At 70.1% G+C, this 20,542-nt stretch carries 16 protein-coding genes, 1 tRNA gene and 3 pseudogenes; 4 read left to right on the top strand and 16 right to left on the bottom strand.

The window, feature by feature from the left end; all coding sequences use genetic code 11:
• Positions 1 to 226: 226 nt before the first annotated feature.
• Positions 227 to 3,091 carry an ATP-binding protein gene (locus tag PJ985_RS21545; protein WP_271685545.1) on the bottom strand — a complete coding sequence of 955 codons (2,865 nt, stop codon included), beginning with the start codon at positions 3,089 to 3,091 and terminating at the stop codon, positions 227 to 229.
• A gap of 1,534 nt (positions 3,092 to 4,625) precedes the next feature.
• Here PJ985_RS21545 and PJ985_RS21540 point away from each other — a divergent pair.
• The gene (locus tag PJ985_RS21540) at positions 4,626 to 4,859 is read left to right on the top strand and encodes a hypothetical protein (protein WP_271685544.1); all 234 of its coding nucleotides are present in this window, start codon (positions 4,626 to 4,628) and stop codon (positions 4,857 to 4,859) included.
• A gap of 235 nt (positions 4,860 to 5,094) precedes the next feature.
• Here PJ985_RS21540 and PJ985_RS21535 read toward each other — a convergent pair whose 3' ends face one another.
• The 14 genes and pseudogenes from PJ985_RS21535 to PJ985_RS21470 form a co-directional block, all read right to left on the bottom strand.
• Complete coding sequence (locus PJ985_RS21535) at positions 5,095 to 6,231, bottom strand: hypothetical protein (RefSeq protein WP_271685543.1); 1,137 nt, start codon at positions 6,229 to 6,231, stop codon at positions 5,095 to 5,097.
• Complete coding sequence (locus tag PJ985_RS21530; RefSeq protein ID WP_271685542.1) at positions 6,228 to 6,536, bottom strand: helix-turn-helix domain-containing protein; 309 nt, start codon at positions 6,534 to 6,536, stop codon at positions 6,228 to 6,230. Before PJ985_RS21530 ends, PJ985_RS21535 begins: the two co-directional genes overlap by 4 nt.
• Complete coding sequence (locus PJ985_RS21525; RefSeq protein ID WP_271685541.1) at positions 6,533 to 7,276, bottom strand: hypothetical protein; 744 nt, start codon at positions 7,274 to 7,276, stop codon at positions 6,533 to 6,535. The genes PJ985_RS21530 and PJ985_RS21525 overlap by 4 nt, the downstream gene beginning before the upstream one ends.
• Entirely contained in the window at positions 7,273 to 7,557 is a 285-nt protein-coding gene (locus PJ985_RS21520) for a hypothetical protein (RefSeq protein ID WP_271685540.1), read from the bottom strand. The genes PJ985_RS21525 and PJ985_RS21520 overlap by 4 nt, the downstream gene beginning before the upstream one ends.
• On the bottom strand, positions 7,554 to 8,348 hold the full coding sequence (locus tag PJ985_RS21515; RefSeq protein ID WP_271685539.1) for a hypothetical protein: 795 nt from the start codon (positions 8,346 to 8,348) through the stop codon (positions 7,554 to 7,556). Before PJ985_RS21515 ends, PJ985_RS21520 begins: the two co-directional genes overlap by 4 nt.
• 85 nt (positions 8,349 to 8,433) lie before the next feature.
• A complete protein-coding gene (locus PJ985_RS21510) occupies positions 8,434 to 9,156 on the bottom strand; it encodes a Crp/Fnr family transcriptional regulator (protein WP_271685538.1) in 723 nt (240 codons plus the stop codon).
• 147 nt (positions 9,157 to 9,303) lie between these two features.
• Positions 9,304 to 9,438: a hypothetical protein gene (locus PJ985_RS21505; protein WP_271685537.1), complete on the bottom strand. Its 135-nt coding sequence runs from the start codon at positions 9,436 to 9,438 to the stop codon at positions 9,304 to 9,306.
• A 194-nt stretch (positions 9,439 to 9,632) separates the two neighbouring features.
• A pseudogene (locus PJ985_RS23405) lies at positions 9,633 to 10,317 on the bottom strand (IS3 family transposase); the annotation flags it as partial.
• Between the two features lie 97 nt (positions 10,318 to 10,414).
• Complete coding sequence (locus tag PJ985_RS21495; protein ID WP_271685535.1) at positions 10,415 to 10,603, bottom strand: hypothetical protein; 189 nt, start codon at positions 10,601 to 10,603, stop codon at positions 10,415 to 10,417.
• Positions 10,604 to 10,670: 67 nt separating this feature from the next.
• Positions 10,671 to 11,936, bottom strand: a pseudogene (locus tag PJ985_RS21490) (type IV secretory system conjugative DNA transfer family protein); the annotation flags it as partial.
• A 60-nt stretch (positions 11,937 to 11,996) separates the two neighbouring features.
• Positions 11,997 to 12,131: pseudogene (locus PJ985_RS21485) on the bottom strand (IS110 family transposase); the annotation flags it as partial.
• A 274-nt stretch (positions 12,132 to 12,405) separates the two neighbouring features.
• Positions 12,406 to 12,479: transfer RNA gene (locus PJ985_RS21480), tRNA-Pro, on the bottom strand.
• A 105-nt stretch (positions 12,480 to 12,584) separates the two neighbouring features.
• Positions 12,585 to 14,033: a lipase maturation factor family protein gene (locus PJ985_RS21475; RefSeq protein ID WP_271685533.1), complete on the bottom strand. Its 1,449-nt coding sequence runs from the start codon at positions 14,031 to 14,033 to the stop codon at positions 12,585 to 12,587.
• Positions 14,034 to 14,060: 27 nt separating this feature from the next.
• Entirely contained in the window at positions 14,061 to 15,257 is a 1,197-nt protein-coding gene (locus tag PJ985_RS21470) for a thiolase family protein (RefSeq protein WP_271685532.1), read from the bottom strand.
• Between the two features lie 132 nt (positions 15,258 to 15,389).
• On the opposite strand from PJ985_RS21470, the gene PJ985_RS21465 reads away from it, so the two are divergent.
• Positions 15,390 to 16,373, top strand: coding sequence for an acetylxylan esterase (locus tag PJ985_RS21465; protein WP_271685531.1), 984 nt, complete (start codon positions 15,390 to 15,392; stop codon positions 16,371 to 16,373).
• Positions 16,374 to 16,431: 58 nt separating this feature from the next.
• Here the strand turns inward: PJ985_RS21465 and PJ985_RS21460 are convergent, their stop codons facing one another.
• Positions 16,432 to 17,697: an extracellular solute-binding protein gene (locus PJ985_RS21460; protein WP_271685530.1), complete on the bottom strand. Its 1,266-nt coding sequence runs from the start codon at positions 17,695 to 17,697 to the stop codon at positions 16,432 to 16,434.
• A gap of 235 nt (positions 17,698 to 17,932) precedes the next feature.
• On the opposite strand from PJ985_RS21460, the gene PJ985_RS21455 reads away from it, so the two are divergent.
• Both PJ985_RS21455 and PJ985_RS21450 read left to right on the top strand, forming a co-directional pair.
• Positions 17,933 to 19,540, top strand: a complete 1,608-nt coding sequence (locus PJ985_RS21455; protein WP_271685529.1) for an ABC transporter substrate-binding protein — start codon at positions 17,933 to 17,935, stop codon at positions 19,538 to 19,540.
• Positions 19,537 to 20,541, top strand: a complete 1,005-nt coding sequence (locus tag PJ985_RS21450) for an ABC transporter permease (protein WP_271685527.1) — start codon at positions 19,537 to 19,539, stop codon at positions 20,539 to 20,541. The genes PJ985_RS21455 and PJ985_RS21450 overlap by 4 nt, the downstream gene beginning before the upstream one ends.
• Position 20,542 lies beyond the last annotated feature (1 nt).

Genomic DNA, 20,542 nt, shown 5'->3' with positions numbered 1-20,542 from the left:
CCGCGGCTGCGCCCCATTCTGCCCGCCCCGCCCGGCAACCGGTCCGACCGCAGGGGGAAGCGGGTCCGCCGGAGCGCAGCCCTTTCGGCGAGCAGTATGGTGCGGGCGGCTGCCCCGTCCGGCCGGGCAGCCTCGCGTCTGCTCCGGCCTGCGGGGAAGGGAGGCTTGGCCCCGGTCCCCTCCCGCCGCCTGCGCCTCCCTTCCCCGCCCGGACGCCCGGGGCGGGCTACCGTGCGGAGGCCCCGGCCGGCCGGTCCGCATCCGCACGGACCGCCACGTGTCCCTCGGCCACCGGTTCGGCGTGTGCCAGGAGCCGGTTCGGCAGGTCGGTGCGCCGCTTCACATCCAGCTTGCGGTAGACCCGTGTCAGATGCTGCTCCACTGTGCTCACCGTGATGAAGAGCTCGTTCGAGATCTGCCGGTTGGTGTGCCCCCGGGCGGCCAGTCCAGCCACCCGGCGCTCGGCTTCGCTCAGCACGCTGTCCTGATCCCGGGCCTCGTCGCCGACCGGTTCCGCCACCTCGCTGCCCGACCTCCACCGGTCCCGCTGGTGAGGCACTATCGGTCCCGTCCCCGAGTCCTGGGTCAGCTGGTTGGCGCGGCGGACGAACATCCGGGCCTGGGCCGAGTCCCCGGCCTGCTGCAGAGTCTGGCTGGTGTCCGTCAGGGCCTGGGCGAGCTCCTGCCGGTCGCCGCAGGACTGCAGCAGCGGGACTGCCGCGGCGAGCAGTTTGCGCCGGTGGTCCGGGGCGGCGGTGGAGGCGAGCAGCCGCAGTGCCCGTCCGCGGGTCCGGTCGTCGAGGCCGTGCGGCACGTGCAGCTGTTCCTGCAGCAACTGGGCGGCGTGTGTCCGGTTGCCGAGGCTGAGCTGCACCCGGGCCAGTTCGAGGCGCCACGGCACCAGGCCGGCGACATCGGTGCCCCAGGTGCGCAGCAGTTCGCCGCAGCGGTGCAGGTCGGAAGTGGCGGCCTGGGGCCGTCCCATGGCCAGGTGGTGCCTGCCCCGGGCGGCCAGGTAGTGCGCACCCGCCGGGGTACGGAACATGCCGGGCGGGACGGGCTGGGCGAGCCAGCGGTCGGCTTCGAAGAGCCTGCCCGCCTCGGTGGCACAGGTGATGAGTGTGCCCAGCGGACCGCCGACTGCGGCCCCCCACGCCGGTACCGGTAGATCCTGCAGTGCTGCCCGGGCATGGAGCTCCGCGCCGGGGAGGTCACCGAGGCGCAACGCCGCCTCCGCCCGGATCGCCCGGACGATGCCTCGCCAGGCGGCGGCATGCCGGGCTCCCGGCCGGTCGAGCAGGACCTCGCTCCAGGCCGCGGCCCGGTCGGAGCGGCCCGCACAGAGCAGTGCCAGCAGGGGGGCGGTCAGCAGCCCCAGCGCCCCGCCGCTGGTGTGGTGCCGCTGGAGGAGCTGCTCGGCAGCAGCCACGGTGTCGCTTCCGCCGGTCGGTATCAGCGCGTTGCCCAGCACCGACACGGCCTGGAGCGACGGGCTGACGGAGTGGGGAACAGCCGCCGCCCGACTCCAGGAGCTCGGGGTCTCCCGTACCAGGGGCAGGTGGTCCGGATGGGAGAGGGCGACCAGAAGCTGCATCACCTGGAGCCGGCCGGCGGAAGCGTGGTCGTCGGGGGAGAAACCGGTGACCACCTCGACGGCCTCCTCCGCCCTCCCCTGCCAGAGGAGGTACGGCACGGTGGACAAGGCTGTGGGGGAGCACCACCCGGTGGTCCGGGCCGCGTCCACCGACTCGTCGAGGTGACCGCCGATGGCCAGCGGATTGACCTGCCACCGGGCGTTGACCAGCATCGCGATGATCGAGGTCCGGTGTTCCCCGTCCGCCCCCGCCCGGGCGCCCAGACGAAGGTAGGCGGTGGCCAGGTCCGGGCGGCCGGCCTCCAGGGCCTGAGCGGCAGCGTCCTTGAGCACGGTCACCACCCAGGGCGCGCCGGTCCACGCGGAAGCGACCAGGTGCTCGGCGACCACGCCGGGCTCCGCACCGTGTTCGTGCAGTACCTCGGCGGCACGCTGGTGCAGCCTTCTTCGCTCCTCCGCCGGAATGTCGGAGAGGATCGAGTGCCCGATGCGTGGGTGACGCAACTGGTCGGCCTCAAGGATTCCCGCACTCCGCAGTACCCGGACGGCGGGCACGGTGGAGTCGGGCAGCACATCGAGGAGCTGGCCGAGCAGCTCCGCCGACGCCGAGCGGTTCAGCACCGCCATGGCCCGGGCCACGCGACGGACCCCCGGCTCGTGGCGGTACAGGCAGCCGAGGACGGCTTGGTCGAATACGTCGTCCACCCGCGGGCCGGTGGCGGCAGTGTGTTCCGTCCGGCGATTGGCGTGCTCGTCCACCAGAGCCCGGGTGAGCAGCGGGTTTCCCCCGGTCATGTGGAGAAGCCGACCGGCCTCTTCCCATACGTCCCCCGTCTCCGTCTCCTCGTCGAGCAGAAGGGCGATGGAGTCGACGGACAAGGGCGGCAGGGTGATGCGGGCGAAGTGCGGCTGACTGCGCAGCTCGGCGTGGAACAGCGGGTGGGCAGCCCGGGGCGTCGATGCCTCGGAGAGCAGCACCGTGACCCGGCTGTGCCGCACGCGTCGGATCACATAGAGCAGGCAGTGCAGCGAGGCCGCGTCCGCGTGATGCAGATCGTCCACGGCGAGGACCAGAGGCCGTTCATCCGCCAGGTTGAGCAGCGAGGTGAAGACGCCGCGCAACAGGGGCGTCCAGAGCGGTCCGTCGGTGGTTGCGACATCGACCGCAGCCTCGTCCCCCGTCCCTGCCACGGGCAGGGAGAGGGCGGCGTCGCGCGTGAGGCACTCGATCTGCGAGGCGTCCTCCCGGCTGAGCCGGGCCGTGTGCAGAAGCTGGCCCAGAACCCCGAAATGGAGTCCACGTTCCGCCCGGGAGGCGGCGGCGGTCAGCACCCGCCCTCCGGTGGTGACGGCCCATTCGCTGAACGTTTCGAGCAGCCGTGTCTTGCCGCTTCCCACGGCGCCGGAGATCAGCGCCACATGTCCGTTTCCCTGCTTCTCACAGGCAGCAAAGGCCCGCTGAAGTTGTGCAAGTTGTTCGTCTCGGTGCACCAGCACGACTGGCGTCAGCCTCCCCGCTTGCGGTGCCGGCCCAGTGCCGCTTCCTCAGGTACTGGTCGGCGCCATTCATCGAACTACCCCCGTCGCACGTGTTCGAACATGTGTCGAGTAGGGGTGGACTTGCCAAGCCACCCCTTCCGTGGCCTGTCCTGCACTCTGCACCGCAATGCCTGATCAGGTCAGGTGCTGGTCACGATCCTGCATGGAAACCAGCCATGCGACAACGGCCACAGTATGCATCTCCGTCACACAAGTGTGCGATGACCTGGGGGTGTTAGGGGTTTCGCGCGCTGCGATGAGGGGTTCGCCCCAGGGGGTGGGAGGGGGATCCCGTGAGCTGTTCTCCTCCACCGCGGCGACTGCCGCGTTTTCCCTGGCAGGCGGCCTGCGGGGTGGTTCCGGGGAGGCTGCGGACGATCCCGTTCGAGGCACCCGGGGACGCGTGCAGTCCGAGGGCTGAGGGGTTGAGCCGACCGTGGAACAGCGTCCCGGTATTGCAGGAAGTCCCCCTTCTTGTTTGCCGGCGCGCATGGCTGGGGTGAGGCTGCCCTGACTGCCGCAGTAGTGTGCCGGCACTCACCGGCGGACCGTCGTACCCGGCCGTCGACGTCCCTCCCGTCGAGCGGTCGCATCCGCAGCCAGGATCCCGTGCATCGTCACTCTCCGCGACGCCGGTCACCGTGCGGTTCTCGCGAACCTCGATTCCTCTGCGGACCGCGGTCGTCCAGAAGGATCTCGTCGAACATGCTCCGCTCGACCTGACAGGCGAACGATGCGGGCCCCGAACTCCCAGCGACTCCCGGACAGCGCCGGTGAGACGCGGTCAGCTCACCCGGCGCCGGATCCGCCAAAGGCCGAACGCGGTGAGGATCCCGCTGAGTGCCAGGTAGATCGACGTCTCCAGCCACTGAAAGGCCCAATAGCGGCTGGCGGGGTGATAACGGACGTCAACATGGAGGTCCAACTTGGCCAGGCATACCGCCGCGTCACCGAATGTGCCACTCGCGCCGGTCTCGGACGGAGTGTTGATGCAGTTGTTGGCCGCTCGCGCATTAGCGCGAGGCCGCTCACGAAGGGCCAGACCACGGTGCCGAACACGCCCGGAAGCGCCGCCCCTGGATGTCGCACAGTCGATCCCCAGGGCCTCAGAAGCACCTCAGCAACCGCATCATCAACGCCGCCACCGGCGAACTGGTCCTCGACCCCACCGTCACCCACCAGCGCACCGGCCGCCCACCATGGCCCACGCGCACGTGAAGAACGGCCGAACCTGCATTCCTGTAGGTTCGGCCGTCCTCGATGTCCTGCGACATCACACCGTCGGGACGACAGTGTGCGGTCTCAAGACATCGAGGACACCTGTCTCACGACATCCAGGACACGATGTCTCGGGTCATCCAGAACACCCCACAAGCTGCTGATGTTCGGGCATGTCGAAAGCCCGCCTGGTCATCACCGCAGTGACCGTCGAGCACCGCCCGCCCCAAAAACCGCACCCGGCATCGACCGCAGCACCGATACCCACGAACGCGTGCGCGCCGACCGCGTCTCCAAAGCCGGCTCCATCACCCTGCGCCACGGCGGAACCCTCTACCGCCTCGGCATCGGCCGAACCTACGCCGGAACCTACGTCCTGGCCCTCGTCCAAGACCGAGACATCCGCATCATCAACGCTGCCACCGGCGAGATCCTGCGCGAACTGACCCTCGACCCCAACGTCATCTACCAGCGCACCGGCCGCCCACCAGGACCCACCCGCACATGAAGAACGGCCGAACCTGCATTCCTGTAGGTTCGGCCGTCCTCGATGTCCTGCGACATCACACCGTCGGGGACGACAGGACTTGAACCTGCGACCCCTTGACCCCCAGTGGACGAACCACAAGGCAACGCATACCTACATCCCGAAAACGCAGGTCAGGGCCACCCTGTCCACCGCCCAGCACCTCCCTTCCCCTCCTGTGACACACCGTCCGTGAGAGGGCCGTGAGAGGTCGGTGTCATGCGGTGGCGCTGCGCGCCAGCGCACGGGCCTTGGCCGCCCACTCTCCCATCCTCGTGATAGCGGAGGTCAGCTGCTTCACCGCGGAGGAGATCTCCTTCGCCGGTTTGCGGAGGTGCCGGCTCACCCGGACCATGGCGCCAGCCGAGGCGCCGAAGGAGCTGATCTGCGCCAGACCGTCCTGCGCGGCCTCATCCAGAGATATGAGTTGCTCCAGGAACTCCTCCGCTCCCTCGCCGCGCTCGTCAGGCGGCGTCATCTCGATGAGCCCCAGCGCGGCCCGTACCCCGCTGTCCAGGGTCGTCATCCGCTCGGCGAACGCGGCGGCGACGGTGTTCAGTTCGCCCGTGGGTGCACTGATCGTCTCTGAGTACCGGGCGATGGCGGCTAGCCGTGCGCTCACGGGAGCGTGCGCCTGGGTCAGATCGACCATCTCGGTGCCGCACTGCTCGGTCAACACTCCGATCGTCTCGATCGTTTTCGTGATCGCCTCCATGTCGGCGGCCATCTCGTCTAGCCCGTCGTCGATCACGGCGAAGTCATCGAGCAGCCCCGGTGTGTCCTCATCCCCACCGTTCCCGTCGTCGCTGGTCCCCGAAGCGGAGGCCGGCCCGTCACCAAGCTGGAGTCCGCGCAGTACCCGTGCCGGTGTGAGAAGTTCAAAGCCGTCCCGAAGTCCGGCTTCCAGGGCGCTCTCGATCTCCCTACGCGCTCCAGCCAGATGGCTGCGCGTCCGCTGGTAGCGGACCGTCCTGATCGACGCGATATCGAAGGGCAGCTGCCCGGCCTCCCCGATATGGATCGTCGGCTTGCCGGTAATGTGCCGCAGCCCCAACTCGTACATCACATTGGGGTTGCCGCCACTGACGTCCGCGACGACCAGGTAGGACTCGACGACGTGCCGGCAGATCTGCTCGTTGATGTCACCGGCGTGCGCGATGCCGTCCGCTCGCACGGCACTGATGCCGTACTTCTCGCAGGCGGGGGCAATCACCTGCTCGAAGATGCCGAGGTGGTGCTCGTACGCCTCGCGCTCGGGACTGCCGTGCGCGGCGTGTGGGTCCCCGATGGGGCCGATAACGAAGCAACTCCGGGGCTGGCCGGACTCCTGTCGGAGCGACTGTGACATGATCATGCGAGAACCTCCGATGCGTGAGCGTGGATGTCGTCGGGTTGGACTGCGGGCGCGGCATCGTCCGCCAGGGGGACGGCGTACACCGGCCGCTCCTCGATGCCGAGGGCGCGTAACAGGTAGGCGGTCGGGATGCGGTAACGTCCGCCGACCCGCAGCACAGGACATGGGAAGGCGCCGAGGCGGATCAGCTTGTACGCCGTCGCGGGGCAGATACCGAAGGCGCGGGCGGCTGTACGCAGGTCGACGCTCAGGGGTAGGTCGAGAGCCTCCGCGAAGCCGAGCGGCAGGCTGGACTGCCCGCTCATCGCCGGGCTCCCGCGGGGCGCAGGACCAGCGTGCCGATGAGATCGGCGTCCTCGTGGCGGCGGGCCCGGAACACCAGGTCGGGCAGGTGGCTACCGGTCCGCGGGCTGCGTTGCCGGGGGCGCAGCTCAGCGAATCGGAGCGTGGCGTACAGGCCTTCGCGACGGGGCGGGGGCGTGATGTGCACTTCCCATCCCTCGGACGGACGGAGCCGTTCCTCCGGTGGGACGATGGCGTTGCGGGTCTCGGCGAAGGCATCGATGTCGACCATGGGGATCTCCCTCGTGACGCGCTTCGCGTAAGCCCACATCGCGTTCACCGCCTCCTTGATCAGGCGGCCGCCCGTGTCGGGGCCAGCTGGGTCCGCCGTGTCGAGGGCGGCGAGCACGGCCAGGACGGCCTCCGCCTCCAGGTCTGCCCGGCCGAGCCACCGCCAGCGATGCAGGATCCGGTGGAGATTCCGGTACAGCCCGGGCAGGGCCAGCCATACGACGAACAGCCGTCCGGTGCCGTCGCCGTCCCGCGGCTCCCGCCGGGCATCGGTGACGGCCTGTTGCCAGACCGCCGCGCCCAGCGCCGCGTCCCGCCGCGAACCGTAGAGCGCCCTCCGGCTCTCCTCCGGGGAGAGCAGGACCGCGCGGGAGTCGACGTGCACTGTGAGAGACGCCCACTTACCACCGGGCAGTTCGGGAACGCCCCGGTTGATCAGGGCGAAGACGCCTCCAGATCCGGTCAATGTCATGTCTTCTCCTTCCCGGCCTCGTCGGGCCGGAGGTACGCCAGGGCGGCGGCGGCCCGGCCGCAGACGCGTGCGAGCTCGGTCAGGGCCGATCGCACAGCCGCGTGCCACGCCATACGAGCCGAATGCGACGTCGTGTTCCGGCGCCGGGACCGTGCGGCGGACGAGGCGGGCGGGTGGAAGTGAATGTCGCCGTACACGGCGTGGCCGACGTTCACCCCGTAGTCCGCCCACTGACTGTCGCCCACCTCCCGCCAGAGCGGGGCCTTGTAGGGGGCCGTCACCGGCCGGGCCCGGAGCTGGCCGACGAAGGGGGCACGGGCAGGCCGACAACACCGATAGTGAGGCCGCCGACGACGTCCCGGCCGACGGCGGCGCCCTGGTGGACATGCTGGGACAGGGGCGTCCGGTCCCGGGCGCCGGCGTCCGGCAAGGGCTCCGGCGCCTCCGCCACGGCCGACCGGACGTCGTCGGGCGCGTGGCCCGGTACGCGGATCCAGCCGTACCCGCCGAACTCCTTCACCCGTACATGGACCCGCGCGTACTGGGCGGGGTCGAGGTCTGGCCACCCGGCCCGCACGACGTCCTGGTACAGCCGGTCCGACACGATCACGGCGAGATCCGCCGCGCTGAGAGTAGCGAGTACGGCTCTAAGCTGGGGCGCGTTGACGTAGCGTGCCACGGCGACCGGCGCCGGGCCGGCGTGGCCGAGGGCGGCGTCCACAACCATGCCGGTGTCCACTGCCATCCGCAGCCTGACCCGCTGGGCGGCCGGGCGGGCGTTACGGTCCTCGAGACGGACCGCGAGATGATGGACGAGGGGACCCAGCACGGCGTCCTCCGGTGTGGCCTCGGGGAGAACGGCGAACTCCAGGTCGCCCTGGGGCTGACGTATCCACGCCGACCGGTCCAGTCCGGCCAGCGCCGCCGCCTCGTCCAGCATCCATACCAGCTCGGACTGGACGGCCGACTGCGTCCGAGTGTCGAGACGGCTGTACTGCTCCACGTCCACGGCCAGGCACAGCCGGCGGTGCGGCATGCAGGCCGAAGACCGGAGAGGAGGGATCTCTTTCATGACAACTCGCCACCTTCCAAGAGGGGTTGGGTGCGGTGCACGCCAACTGTGGGTGGAAGGGGCGGGAGCGGCCAAGAAAGCCGCATTAGTGCGGCTTTCTTGGCGTGGACCCGGGCCGTGCCCTAAGGAGGGCTGTCTCGTGCAGTCCGTCCAGGTCCCGCACATAGGTCCGCCGGTTGTCGGTGGTGATGATTCTCTTCTGTCTCAGCCGCGTAAGTGCTTTCTGCACGCTGCGTGTTCCGGCACCGGTGAGGGCAGCGAACTCGGCCTGCGACAGGGCCACGTCGATACGCAGCGAGTTCCGTTCGCGCTGCCCGTACGTGGCGGCCAGCTCGAGGAGTACGCGTGCCAGCCGGACCGGGACCGGGTATCCGCCGAACTCAAGCCGCAGGCGGTCGGATCGGCGCAGCCGACCACAGACCATCCGCATGAGCGACAGCGATATCTCGGGGTGGGCGAGGAGGAATGCCTCCAGCTCATACCTCGGGATGACAGTGGCGGCCACTTCACCGCAGGCGGTGACCGTGGCGGATCGCGGCCCCACGCCCATCGCAGCCACCTCGCCCACGATGTCCCCGGCGATCCTGATGTCCATAAGGGGCTCCCGGCCCCGGTCCAGCCGTGCGGTCACCTTCACCAGTCCCTCGTGCAGGACCACCAGCTCCTGTGCGTGGTCGCCCTCGTGGATGAGCACGTCCCCCGCTGCGTAGCAACGTCGAGTGCCGAGCCGGGCGAAGGCGGCGCTTGCTTCGGGCGGCAACGTGTCGAGGAAGGCCACGCGACCGTAGGAGTTCGAGCCGTGCATCATCAGCACAGCACAGCACTCGGTCTCCTCGGCGGCGAGCGCTTCCGTTCGGTCCGCCGGTGCGCAGGACGCACGCAGGGGCGCGCGAGGGCGCACGGTCGGCGATCCGTCGTAGCTCCTGCGGGCCGGAAGCAGGCGGAGCCGGACCGTTCAGTTCCGGTCGGACTCGTTGATCGCCTCGGCCACGCCGTAGGACCCGAGGAGCAGCAGCTGGTCCAGCAGATCTAGGATCTCGGACCGGCTAGCGGCAAGGCCGTGAAGTTTGCGGCTGGGCTGTGTTGTCAAGGGCCCGCGGTTGCGAGGATTTCGATGCCGGTGGTGGCTTTGTAGCTGGTGCGGCCGATGTGGGGGCCTCGTGCCTGGTACTTGGACATGGCGCGTTTGACGATGCGAGGGCGGACGCGTAGCCGTAGTGGGGGCAGCAGGTTGGTGAGGTGACCCCCGTAGTCTGGACACAGGGGTTCATGCTGCGAGTGAGAGCGGATGCCGTACTTGTCGCTGACCTGCGCGAACGCGGCCGATGTGTATTGCGATCCGCGATCCGCGATCCGCGGTCCGCGTGGGGATCACTCCGGTCACGTCCCCGCCCCGGGTGGCGACCGCGGCCCGCAGGGCGTCGGTGACCAGCTCGGCGCGCATGTGGCTGGCCATGGACCAGCCGAGTACCCGCCGTGAGTGCATGTCCACGACGCAGGCGAGGTAGAGCCATGAGGTCCCGACCTGCACGTATGTGATGTCGCCGCACCACTTCTCGTCCAGGCCGCCGGCGGTGAAGTCCCGCTGGACCAGATCCGGTGCCGGCGGCGCGAGACGGTCCGGGATCGTGGTGCGCTTCTCTTGCGGCGCAGGGGGCGGCCGACGATGTCGTGTTTGCGCATCAGCCGGGCGACCGGCTTGCGGTTGACCGTGTGGCCGAAGCCCCGCAGTTCGGCGTCCGCAAGCCGGGCGTTCTCCGCCCGCAGCCGGGCCAACTCGCCCTCCGGGCCCTCGAAGCATCGTCGCCAGCCGGACGGCCGTCCGCGTCGCGCACCCACGTGCGCAGCGTATCGGGATTGGCGTTCAGATCGGCCGCGACGTCCCGATACGTCCGCCTGCCTGAGAAGCCCGCCACAACGCGATCGCGTCGGACCGGAACTCCGCACTGTACTTCGAGGGCTGTGCCACAGAGATCTACACCTTCCAGGACCAAGAAGATCCATTGTCAGGTGTGTCCACGCCCCGGGGATCCAGGGTCTCTTGCATGATCGAGGTCTGTCCACGTTCATCCGGTGATGCCGAGGGCGGCCAGGGGCGTTCGCCAGTCGCGAGCGGTGTGGCGTAGGGCGGCGGCGATGTTGGTGTGGCCGTCCTGGCGGTGGACGCCGATGGCGAGGTTAGGCAGGCCGGCCATGATGCGCGGGAGATGGTCGGTATAGATCTTGGAGTCGTCCCGTCGGCAGAGGAGAGCCACCAGCCCGCGCCGGTGCGTATCAGCGGGGTGCCGCGGAACGGGGAAGCGGTCGGCGTGCGGTCGGCGCTCATGCGGTGGCCCCGAAGCCGCCGCGGCCCAGTGTCTTGCGCACGGCCCGCTCGGTGATGTCGGCGGTCGCCTTAGCGGATGCCGCGCCGTGCACGGCGGCGTCCGGCATCCGGTACCAGGGCTTCAGCTCCAGGAGCGCCGGGCGTACCCCGGTGGCCAGCAGCAGCGCTGAGCCCTTCGGCAAGGCCTGGATGGCGTCGGCCGGGAGTACCCGCTGCTGCCGCATGGAGATCGAGCTGGACTTGCCGGCGCTGCTGTTGGAGACCGAGACGGTCCGGACATCGTGGTCGCCGACGAGACGGGAGAGCTTGTCCGCGAAGTCGGCGTCATCGATGCCGGAACCGATGAGCTTGATCGTCGCCGCGCTCCACAGGGCGTCCATCCCGGCCTCGCCCCGCACCCGTACGCCCTGCCGGTAGGACTGGAGGACGGTCAGCGGAATGACGCCGCGGGAGCCGAGATGGGAGTAGAGGTCGGGCAGGTCCTGGATGCGGCAGACGTTTTCATCCAGGATCGCCAGCAGTGGCGGGTCCAGCCGGCCGCCGGCGCGTTCGGCCTGGATGACGGCGGCGCGCATCACCGCGTCCGCCGCGGCGGCGATGATCGCCGACGCGGAGCCGCCACCGTCCTTGGATAGCAGGAACAGGGTGTCCCGGCTGGTGGCGAACGTCAACGGGCAGAACTCCCGTACCTTCCGCACTCCCCGGGGCGGGGTGACCCAGGAGGCGATCGCCGGGTCCAGCAGGCAGGAGGCGTACTGCCGAGCCGTCTCGAAGATGCCGTCTCGGGTTTCCACCGCTCCGGCAACGGTGCCGTGGAGCTGGGCGGCAACCGCCTCCAGCCCCGCATCGTGCAGCAGATCGACCGGGGTACGGTCCGCCGGTGAGGCCAGCCAAGCCAGAACGTCGGTGATCGGCCGACCGCTGGTGGACGCGGCCAGGAACAGGGCAGTGAGAGTATTGGCGGCAGCCGTCGACCAGAAATCGTTCGCACTCAACTCGTTCACCGAAGCAGTGACAAAGTGCCCGGCCAGCCGACGCGCACCGGCCAGATCAAGGGCATCGGCGAGGATGTCCCACCGCATCGTCTGCTCGGCGTGGGCGATCTGCTGCGGATCGAGCGTCCACACCTCCCCCACCGCCGCGCGGGCGGCCAGCGTGGTGGTGTAGGCGTCGTGGGCGGCTTTGTTGGAGGTCAGCAACACCGGGCCCGGCGCATGCAGGATCGCGGGGCTCGCCAGGCCGGAGGTCTTCCCGGCGGGGGGCCTCTATGTCCTTTGTCAAGGCATCTCTGTCGGGTTCGGGGTGATTCGGTCTTGCTGGGGTCATGCGGCGAGGTCGACGTCTGAGGGTGTGCGGGGTTCGTAGAAGGTGCCGTCGCGGAGCATGGCGAACAGGACGCTGATGCGCTGGCGGGCGAGGCGGAGGAGGGCTTGGGTGTGGGTCTTGCCGCGGGCGCGTTACTCCTGCTGGCGCAGGGTCTGGACGCACGGACCATCATGGAAACCCTCGGTCACAGCACCATCACGATGACGCTCAGACACCTACGCGCACGTGATAAACGACCCTGAAAGCGGCGGCCGACCGGATGAGTGAAGCGCTGGGGCCCGAGGAGGACGAGGACGCGGACCCGGGCACCAAGGAGGGGTACGACGGCCCGCCCGGAGCGGGGTTGATGTCACCCGCTGATGTCAGAGGGCCCTTGCGGATTCCGCAAGGGCCCTCTGACCACCGTCGGGACGACAGGATTTGAACCTGCGACCCCTTGACCCCCAGTCAAGTGCGCTACCAAGCTGCGCCACGTCCCGGTGCTGCTGTGACCTGGGGCTTTGCCCCTGGCCGCTGTGCATGAGAACCATACCGCATCCGGCCCGGTGGTTTCGAATGCGGAGGGTGCGGTCCGGGGCCCGGGCTCAGGAAGCGGGCGGGGCGGGGTCCGCTCGCGAGACCGGCGGGAGGATGTCGCGGAGCGGGGTGCGGTGCCACCACGCGCCGGTGGTGCGGAGCTCACGCCAGGTGGTGAAGCGGTAACGGTGGAGCGTTGCGCGGACGTGGGCGGGAGGCTCGTCGGGGAAGGGGTTGGCGCGCAGCAGGCGGAGGGTCGCCCGGTCACCTTCCAGAAGGCGCTGGACCAGCGTGTCCAGCCAGGGGCGGGCGTAGGCCGGGGAGAGGGCGGCGAACCACATCAGCCAGTCCAGGCGCAGGTGGTAGGGGGCGAACTGGCGGGGGAGGCGGCGCACGGTGCCGGGCTTGCCGCGGAACTCGTACGGCTGCCACCGGGTCGCTTCGGTGATTTCGCGGTCGGCGGTGCCTTCCAGAATGATCTCGTGCCGCACCCGCGTGACGCTCCCGAAGGCACCGTAGGTGTTGACCAGGTGCAGGCTGTCGTAGGAGCGGTTCATTCGCTGCTCGCGGGAGAGCAGGTTGCGCACCGGCCGGTAGCTGAGGGCAGCGATCAGGGCAGCCAGTGCGAGGACGGCCGCAACGAACCAGAGGGGGGCTTCCGGCTGGTCGGCGGGTGGAGCGGGCAGCGGGAGGTGGCGGGCGAGCAGGGCGCCGTCGACGGCCGCGAGCGCGAGGATCAGGGTCAGCCAGTTGAGCCAGGCGAAGTTGCCCGACGCGATGAGCCACAGCTGGGTGACGATGATCGCACCGGCGGCCCAGGTGGCGACCGGCTGGGGGAGGAACAGCGCGAAGGGGACGATCAGCTGGGTGACGTGGTTGGCGGCCACCTCCACGCGGTGCAGCGGGCGGGGAAGGTGGTGGAAGAACCAGCTCAGTGGCCCGGGCATCGGCTGGGTCTCGTGGTGGTGGTCCAGGCAGGTCAGCTTCCGCCAGCAGGTGTCACCGCGCCACTTGATGAGGCCGGCGCCGAGCTCCACGCGGAAAACCAGCCAGACCATGAGCAGCAGCGTGACCTGCGGCGGCGCGATCTCGGCGTTGCCGAGGAATACCGCCAGGAACCCGGCCTCGAGAAGAAGCGACTCCCAGCCGAAGGCGTACCAGATCTGGCCGATCACCACGATCGACAGATACAGGTACCAGAGCACGGCCCAGATCAGCATGGACGCCCAGAGCGGGACACCGTCCGCCGCGCCGAGCACGACGGCGGCGGACAGCGCCACTCCCAGCCAGGCGATCGCCCCGAAGAAGCGGTCCGAGTAGTGGGCATGGAACAGGCTCGGGGCCCGCCGGAACGGCACCCGGCGCAGCAGCCCTGGGGCCGGTGTCAGTCCGCGCTCGCCCGCCAGCGGCCGGAACTGCAGAGCCGCGGAGAGAAAGGCGAGCAGGTAGACGCCGGCCAGGGCACGCTGCAGGACCAGCCGGGTCAGCCAGGCGTCCGGGGCCGCGAACCACTCCATGCGTCCATGGGTATCACCGGCCCGGGCTCAGCGCTCGAGCACCAGGGCCTGCCCTTGACCGACGCCGATGCACAGGGCGGCCATGCCGACGCCGGAACCGGCGGCCGCGAGCTGGTGCGCGACGGAGCCGGCGAGCCGGGCCCCGGACGCGCCCAGGGGGTGGCCCATGGCGACGGCGCCCCCCCGGGGGTTGACGACGGCCGGGTCGAGCTCGGGGGACTCGGCCAGGCAGCCCAGTGCCTGGGCGGCGAATGCCTCATTGAGCTCGACGGTGTGCAGGTCGCCGAAGTCACGTCCCGCCTTGGCCAGGGCCCGGCGCATCGCTTCCACGGGGCCGAGGCCGAACAGCTGGGGCTCGATACCGGTGACGGCCGACGCCCGGACCCGGGCCAGCGGCTCGCGGCCGGTCGCAGCCAGGCCCTCTTCGTCGGTCAGCAGCAGGGCGGCGGCGCCGTCGTTGAGCGGGGAGGAGTTCGCGGCGGTCACGGTGCCGCCCTCGGGGCGGAAGGATGGCCGCAGCTTGGCGAGTGCCTCGGGTGTGCCGCCGTCGCGGATGGCCTCGTCCCGTGCCAGGTCGACACCCTCGTAGTGTTCGACCTCGGCGTCGTAGAGCCCGGCCCGCCAGGCTTCGGCGGCCTTGCGGTGGCTGTCCAGGGCGAAGAGGTCCTGCTGCTCGCGGGTCAGGCCGTGCTTGTCGGCTATGAGCTCTGCGCCCTCCCCGAGCGACACGGTCCACTCCGGCCGCATCCGGGGGTTGACCATGCGCCAGCCGAGGGTGGTGGAGTGCATCTGCGGAGCGGCTGCCGGGAAGGCCCGCTCCGGCTTGGGCGTCACCCAGGGGGCGCGGCTCATCGACTCGACGCCGCCGGCGATCACGGCGCCGGCGTCCCCTACGGCGATCGCGCGGGCGGCCTGCACGACGGCCTCCAGCCCGGAGGCGCACAGCCGGTTGACGGTGGTGCCGGGTACGGTGACCGGCAGCCCGGACAGCAGCACGGCCATCCGGGCGACGTTGCGGTTCTCCTCGCCGGCGCCGTTGGCGTTGCCGAACACCACGTCCTCGATGCGTGAGGGGTCCAGATCGGGCGTGCGCCGGATGAGTGCCCGCACGACGTGGGCGGCCAGGTCATCGGGGCGGACGGGGGCGAGGGCACCGCCGTACTTCCCGATCGGGGTGCGGACAGCGTCGACGATATAGACATCGCGCAGGGTGGTGGCAGGCATTTTGAGGGTGGCCCTTCACTCGTCGGCGGGGGAGGTCAGGGCTGATGATGGCAGCGGAGAACGGCGTTGACCAGGGCAGTCCGGCGCCGTAGCTTCTCCGCAGCAACCGCTTTCGCACCTCCTGGAGACGTAATGGCACTGACCGATCTGCCGCTGGAGGAACTGTGGGCATATCGTCCGGAGGTTGCCGAGCCTGAGGGATTCGGCGACTTCTGGGCCAAGACCCTGGCCGAAGCACGTGCCTCGGCGGCCGGGCCCGCGGAGTACCGGCGGCTGACGAACTCGCCACTGCGCACGGTCGATGCCTATGACGTGCGGTTTTCCGGCTGGGGCGGTCAACCGGTCGCCGCTTGGCTGCTGCTGCCGCGCGCGGTGAGCGGGCCGTTGCCCGCTGTGGTGTCGTACATCGGGTACTCCGGTGGCCGCGGGCTGCACACCGAGCAGCTGCTGTGGAGCGCCGCGGGATATGCGCATCTGGTGGTCGACAGCCGTGGCCAAGGTCACGCGACCCCGGACCCTGATCCGGTGCCCGAACCCCAGTACTACCGCGGTCTCATGACTCGGGGCATCGACAGTCCGGAGCATTACTACTACCGGCGGTTGATGACGGACTGTGTGCGGGCGGTGGACGCGTTGCGCGAGCACCCGGCTGTGGACCCTGACCGGGTGATCGTCTCGGGTGCCAGTCAGGGTGGCGGTCTGGCCCTGGCAACGGCGGGCCTGGCGGGGGACGCGGTGGCGGCGGCGCTGATCGACGTGCCGTTTCTGTGCCACTTCCGGCGGGGCGCCGAGTGCGCGACGCTGGGGCCGTATCCGGAGATCGTGGCGTATCTGAGTGAGCACACCCGGACTGACCCGGCGCCGGTGTTCCGCACCCTGGCGCACTTCGACGGCCTGCACTTCGCTCCGCGCGCGACGGCTCCGGCACTGTTCAGCGTCGGTCTGATGGATCCGGTGTGTCCGCCGTCGACGGTTTTCGCCGCTTACCACCGCTACGCGGGGCAGAAGGATCTCACGGTCTGGGAGTTCGGCGACCACGGCGGCGGCCGGGGTTCGCAGCCCGAGGAGCAGCTGCGCTGGCTTGCCGGCCGGGGGCTGGAGGGCGGCGGCAGCTGAGCTGCCGCCGCTGTGAACCGTCCCGGGGAGGGCATGTCCGGTCGCCGCCGGCTCCCGGCTAACGGTTGCGAGGGAGCCCGTTGAGAAGGGCGGTGAGTTCCTCGGATGCGTCCTTGCCGGCCTGCTGGGGATCGGCGCCGTTGAGCACGGCCGACTGGTACTCCTTGATCGGGTTGTCGACCTCGACATCGCCCCAACGGGGGGAGTGCGGGGCGGAGCGGCCGTTCCGGGTGGCTCCCTCGACCATCGCGGCGGCGCCCGGGTCGTCCTTCACCACTTCGGCGAGCGTGGTGCGGTTGGGCACCAGGCTGAGGCTCTGTGCGAGTTCCGTCTGCCACTCCTCGCTGGTGAGCGTCTTCACGAACTCGTAGGCCAGGACCGGGCTGTCGGACTCCTGCGGAATGATCAGGTTGGAACCGCCGGTGAACACCGCCCCGGGAGTGTCGGCGTCCTTGCCGGGCACGGGGAAGAATCCCAGCTTGCCTGCCAGGGAGGGGTTCAGCTCCACGATGGTCTGCGCGGTGTTCGGGGTGGAGATCAGCTGGGCGACATCGCCACGGGCGAACACCTCGGCGTGGTCGGGGTTGGCTTCGTCGGTGTCCGACGGGCCGTTGCCCAGCGAGTGCAGCCGCTCGTAGAAGGCCATGCCGGCCTCGGCTTCCGCGGTGTCCAGGGTGCCGCGCCACTGCCCGCCGCTCTCGACGGCCAGTTCGCCGCCCTCGTCCCAGATGAATCCCGCCAGCACGTACCAGTTCTGGCCGGGGAGGTAGATGCCCTGCTGCGCGCCCTGGTTGAGCTTCTCGGTGACGTCCAGCCACTCCGCGCGGTCCCGGGGGAGCTCGTCGATGCCCGCTTCCTCGAAGAGGTCGGTGCGGTGGATGACCACGCGGTTGGCGGCGTAGAAGGGGATGCCGTACTGGTGTCCGTAGACCTGGCCCGGCTGGGCGAGGCCGGCTATCCAGTCGTCGCCCTTGAGATCGATGACCTGGTTGGTGAGGTCCTTGACGCCGCCGATGTCGACGTACTGGGCGACCTGGGTGTTGCCGACCTCGATCACGTCGGGGCCCTCTCCGCTGTCGAGGGCCTCAGTGATCTTCTCCCCGATACCGCCCCACTCCTGGATGGTCACCCTCACCTCGACGCCCTCGTTCTCGCGTTCGAAGCCGGTCACGACCTTGTCGAGAAACTCCTCACCCGCGCTGTGATTCATCATCCAGACGTCGAGTACTTCTCCGTCGCCGGCGGAGGTGGCCAGCGAGCAGCCGCTGAGCAGGCCGGCTCCGGTGAGCAGGGCGGTGGCTGCGGCGAGAAACGGGCGGTTCAAGGTGTCTCCCTGGAACGGAGTGCGGCCGCTCGGTGGTGAGCAGGTGCACATCGTTGGCCTAGACCAGGCAGTGAGTCAAGGGATCGTTGCAGTGGCGGAGCCCGGAAGCTCCCTGGGGGTGCGGCTCCGGGCCGAGAGGCCCTGTCCCGGGGGGTGCCTGGCAGGCATCGCCGCACGTGGGGTTTAATTGCGAATCGTTCGCAACAACTTTGAATGACAAACAAGGTGGGGAAGCATGCAGGCCCGGAAGGTACGTACCATGGCCGCCGCCATGATGGCCGGAGCACTGGCAGCGGCGACCGCCGCCTGCTCGGCGCCCGCCGGCGGCAGCGGGGACGGCAGCGGAGGCAGCGGATCCGGCAGTTCCTTCATCGTGGGCATAGCCAACGAACCGGACACCCTCAGCCCGCTCCTCGGCTACGGCAAGGACGGCAACGCGAAGATCTTCGACGGGCTCCTCACCCGCGACACCGACCTGCGGCTGCGTCCCGCCCTCGCGGACGCACTGCCGGACGTGAGCGACGACGGCCTGACGTACACCTACACCCTGCGTGAGGGCGTGCGGTTCAGCGACGGCGTACCGTTCACCGCCGACGACGTGGTCTTCACCTACGAGACCATCCTCGACGCAGGCACCAACAACCCCGCGAAGGATGACCTCGACGCACTCGACAGCGTCCGGGCGGAAGGCGACGACACGGTCGTCTTCACCCTCAAGTACCCCTACGCCCCGTTCGCCGAGCGCACCGTGCTGCCCATCGCCTCGGCCACCGCCGCGGACGGCCAGGACGTCAACACCGGCGCCTACAACACCGCTCCGGTCGGCACCGGCCCCTACGTGCTCACCGGCTGGAGCCAGGGCGAGAAGCTGACCTTCGAAGCCAACCCCGACTACTGGGGCGGCGAACCGGAGGTGCAGCGGCTGACCATGGCCGTCATCCCCGACGACGACGTCCGCGCCACCCGGCTGCGCTCCGGCGACCTGGACGGTGCCGTGCTGCCGCCCAACCTGGCCGGGACCTTCGCCGATGACGAGAACAAGGTCACCCTCCACGCGGCCAGCGCCGACTTCCGTGCCGTCACCCTCCCCACCGGGCACCCGGTCACCGGCGACACCGACATCCGGCGGGCCCTCGACACCGCGGTGGACCGTGACACCCTTGTCGAGACCGTCCTCAACGGGGCGGGCTCCGCCGCCCACGGACCGGTTCCCGCCGCCAGCCCGTGGTTCGCCGAGGGCACCGAGCGTGACCACGACCCGGGCGGCGCCCGCGACCTGCTCGACAAGGCCGGCTGGAAGCCCGGCGGCGACGGCATCCGGGCAAAGGACGGGACGCGGGCCGCCTTCACGCTCTACTACCCCTCCGGCGACAAGCTCCGTCAGGAACACGCCCTCGCCTTCGCCTCCGACGCCAAGGAGATCGGCGTCGAGGTCACCGTGGAATCCGGCAGCTGGGAAGTCATCGAACCGCGGATGGACGACCACGCGGTCCTGTCCGGCGGCGGCAACCCCACCGACCCCGACTTCGACCTCTACCAGCTGCTGCACTCCGCACTCGCCGGTGACGGCTGGAACAACATGGCCCGCTACGCCAACCCCGCCGTGGACGAACTGCTGGAAGAGGGCCGGCGGACCGACGACGAAGACGTCCGCAAGGCCGCCTACGACGCGGTTCAGCAGGAATTCGCCGACAACCCCGGCTACATCTTCCTCAGCCACATCGACCACGTCTATGTCATGAACGACGACTGGGACGGCGTCACCACCCAGCTCGAACCCCATGAGCACGGCCTGGGCACCGGTCCCTGGTGGAACATCGAGGACTGGCAGCGCCGGCCATGACCCGGCGACTCGCCGGGCTGCCCTGGGCCCCGATGGGCCGCCTCACGGGACGGCGGCTGCTGGCCGCCGTCCCGGTGCTGGCGGCCGTGACCCTGGGGCTGTTCGCGATCGCTGCCGCCTCCCCCTTCGACCCCGTACGCCAGTACGCCGGAGCCGACGCCGTCGGGGCCTCCCAGGAAACCCTGGACCAGCTGCGGCAGAACCTCGCGGGCACCGGCTCCTTCGTCGAGCAGTGGTGGCAGTGGCTCGGCTCGGCCCTGACCGGCGAGCTCGGGCACTCCCAGTCGCTGCGCCAGCCCGTCACCCAGGTCATCACCGAGCGGCTCGGCTGGTCCGTGCTGCTGTGCGGGGTCGCCTTCGCCCTCGCGCTGCTCGTGGGCACCGCGCTGGGCGTGGCCGCCGCCCGGCGCCCGGGCGGCCCGCTCGACCGCTTCGCGACCTCCACGTCCTACGTACTGGAAGCCGCCCCGCCGTTCTGGGTCGGACTGCTCGCCATCTGGCTGTTCGCCGTCCAGTTCGGCCTCCTGCCCGCCGGTGGCCTCACCGAACTCGGCAGTGACACCGTCACCGCCGGCTCCCTGCTGCGTCACCTGATCCTGCCCGCCACCGTGCTCGCCGCGTCCCAGCTTCCCTGGTTCGTCCTCTACGCCCGCCAGGGGGTCGGGGACGCCCTGCGGGAGGACCCGGTGCGTGGAGCGAGAGCCCGCGGCACCGGAGAACGGACCGTGCTCCTCGGCCACGCCCTACGCTCCGGCCTGCTGCCCGTGCTCACCCTCATCGGTACCCGGGTCCCGGAGCTGATCACCGGCGCGCTGCTGGTGGAGACGGTCTTCAGCTGGCCCGGCATCGCCTCCGCCACCGTAGGGGCCGCCACTTCCACCGACTTCCCGCTGCTCGCGACGCTGACCGTGCTCAGCGCGCTCGCCGTGCTCGCCGGGAACCTGTTCGCCGACCTGATGTACGGACTGGCCGACCCCCGGGTCGACCACGACGAGATGTGAC

Source organism: Streptomyces sp. ACA25 (assembly GCF_028200735.1).
Taxonomy (GTDB): Bacteria; Actinomycetota; Actinomycetes; order Streptomycetales; family Streptomycetaceae; genus Streptomyces.
Note: the sequence above shows the minus strand (reverse complement) of the source record. Positions and strands in the feature narration are given on the sequence as shown.